The 2,494-nt window shown below is 36.0% G+C and carries 3 protein-coding genes; all 3 read left to right on the top strand.

Going from position 1 to position 2,494, the window contains the following annotated elements; translation table 11 throughout:
• Window positions 1–1,156, top strand: a 1,156-nt coding sequence (locus tag AADI82_RS14835) for a TonB-dependent receptor (protein ID WP_341217189.1), incomplete at its 5' end; no start/stop codon positions are given.
• Window positions 1,157–1,172: 16 nt separating this feature from the next.
• The gene (locus AADI82_RS14840) at window positions 1,173–1,742 is read left to right on the top strand and encodes a RagB/SusD family nutrient uptake outer membrane protein (protein WP_341217190.1); all 570 of its coding nucleotides are present in this window, start codon (window positions 1,173–1,175) and stop codon (window positions 1,740–1,742) included.
• 136 nt (window positions 1,743–1,878) lie between these two features.
• A partial coding sequence (locus AADI82_RS14845) for a RagB/SusD family nutrient uptake outer membrane protein (protein ID WP_341217191.1) occupies window positions 1,879–2,494 on the top strand: 616 nt, incomplete at its 3' end.

Below are 2,494 nucleotides of genomic sequence, written 5' to 3' on the forward strand. Positions count from 1 at the left end.
CGTTTCTTCATATGGCGGTGTTACGGGAGTTATTCCAAATTACGATGCCATAGGTAATGATAAATTATCTTGGGAAAATTCTGAGCAATGGGATATTGGGTTCGAATTAGATATGTTTAAACGACGTTTAAGTATTAGTTTTGACGCTTACCATAAACAAACGGATAAATTATTTTTTGATGTTTTATTTCCAGGATATTCTGGTTATAATGCCGCAAAAACCAATGTAGCAGGTATTTTAAATTATGGTTGGGAAACTTTTTTAACCTATCATGTTTTTCCTAGAACGAACGACTTTCGTTTATCATTTGATGTAGGTTTTAGTCAAAACAAGAATTATGTTACCAAATTACCTAATGGTAATAGAGATTATACAGGAGATGGTTATGGTTATGTGGTAGGTAAACCAATTAACATATACCAATTATTTATTAATGACTATATCATTGATGATTTAAGCCAACTGCCTGTAAATCCATACACAGGTGAAGCTTTAGCCGGTAAAAGTGCTTGGGCAAATATAAGACCGGGCTTTCCTATTTGGAAAGATTTAAATGGTGATTATATTTTAAATGAGACCCACGATCTTCAATTGGCAAGAGATTTTTCTCCAACCCCAGTTGTACAAGGTTCGTTTAACTTAAACGTAAAGTATAAAGGATGGTATTTACAAGCCTATAGTCAATTTTCTTTCGGTGCAGATATTTTAAATACTGTACTAAATAGTTATATGGATTCTTATGATAGAAGTGGTGATGGATGGGCAACACAAGGATTGGCTGATTTAAGTGGTTATTCTTTTTGGGATCAGCCGGGTGATGGTGCTGCTGGAGCACGTTATCCAGCACTATATCCATCAGTAAATAGCTTAGGTGCATTTTACGGATTTAGGGGCAATCAGTCCCTGTGGATAGAAAGTGGTGATTATTGGAAAGTGACCAATGCATCAGTTGGTTACACTTTTGATAAAGGCAACTTTTTAAAGAACATTGGGTTGAGTAGATTGCGTGTGTATGGTTCTGTATTAAACCCATGGATGTGGCAACGCTCTAAAGCTGTTGTTGATGCTTCTTTGGTAGATGCTACAGGGCGAACGTTGGGTAATGGATATCCTCAGGCGAAGACATTTTCAATAGGTATCGATGCAAAATTTTAATTTTAAAAATAAGAAAATGAAAAACATAAAAAAATATACATTTTTTACCATGATCATATGTTTATTCAGCACTTATAGCTGTACCGATATATTAGATCAAGAACCTGTAAGTATTACACATCCCGCTGTTTTTTGGGACAGTCAACCGAATGCAGAACAAGCGTTAGCCGGGAGCTATGGTTTATTCAAATATGCCATTACCTATCAAGCTAATTTTATTTACTGGGGTGAATTACCAGGCATGACTTTTATGAATAGCCGTAACTGGATTTCAGATTACATAGAAAACAGTGGTAACTATGTGTTGGCCTATAGAGATAACAGTCGTAACTGGAAAAACTTCTATAGAGCAGCGAACTGGGCATTAACCATTGAAAAATATGTGGCTGATATGCCTGATAATCTTTTTACTTCAGTTGAAGAGAAAAACAGAATAATTGGTGAAGCAGCTTTTGTCAGAGGACTCTCTTATTATTGGATGGCTCGTATTTGGGGAGATGTGCCTATTGTTACCGAGTCGGTAGAATCATCAGACCAATTACTTGGTGAAGATTTTCAATACAGTATAAACAATAGAAGCAACTAATAAAGCTATAGGGTTATTAGAATATTCAGCTCCAGGCAACACAAATTGGGCTATTACGGCTAACAGAGGGAGTGCAGAAGCTTTAAAAGCAGGTTTAACCCTTTGGTATGCCTCTAGAGATAATAACAATTCAGATATGGTTCAACAATCTATTGAAGCTGCAACATCTGCAATTAATAATAGTGGTGCTGAATTAATCGATTACGTAACCGAAGGTAAAGATGGTTTTGATGCCATGTGCATCGGTCAGTCAAAAACAGGTTTGTTTGAAATTAATGTAAGTGCTGATATGAACGAATCGTTTAGAATGGAAAGTAATGACGGTCATTATACCGGACTTACATTGAATTACCCTATTTGGAAAACTGAAAATACGGGTGTAGCTCCAACTATAGATCCAGATTTTTATGGAAAAGAAATGATGAATGAAGATGATGATAGAGAAAATGATATCCGAAAAGAGTTGTTTTTCTATGATTACGAAAGCAGTAGTAACTCATTTCCGTTAAAATATTCGCATTCATCTGCTGATCCTAATTCTGAAGATGCCTATGCTCTATTTTCTGAGTCTAACATTGTTTTATTTCGTATGGCTGATATGTATTTGTTAAGAGCAGAAGCACAAGCAAGGTCAGGTGCAACAGGTCTTGCAGTAGCTGATTTAAATATGGTTAGAAGTAAAGCGAATGTACCTAATTATACAGGAGCTACTGATGATGATGCTTATGATTTAGGCGGCACCTCTGGCCGAT

Source organism: uncultured Wocania sp., from assembly GCF_964021735.1.
In the GTDB taxonomy this organism is placed as follows: Bacteria; Bacteroidota; Bacteroidia; order Flavobacteriales; family Flavobacteriaceae; genus Wocania_A.

Coding starts and splice junctions, on each gene's coding strand:
- AADI82_RS14840 (WP_341217190.1), top strand. CDS start 1,173: ATGAAAAACATAAAAAAATATACATTTTTTACCATGATCATATGTTTA.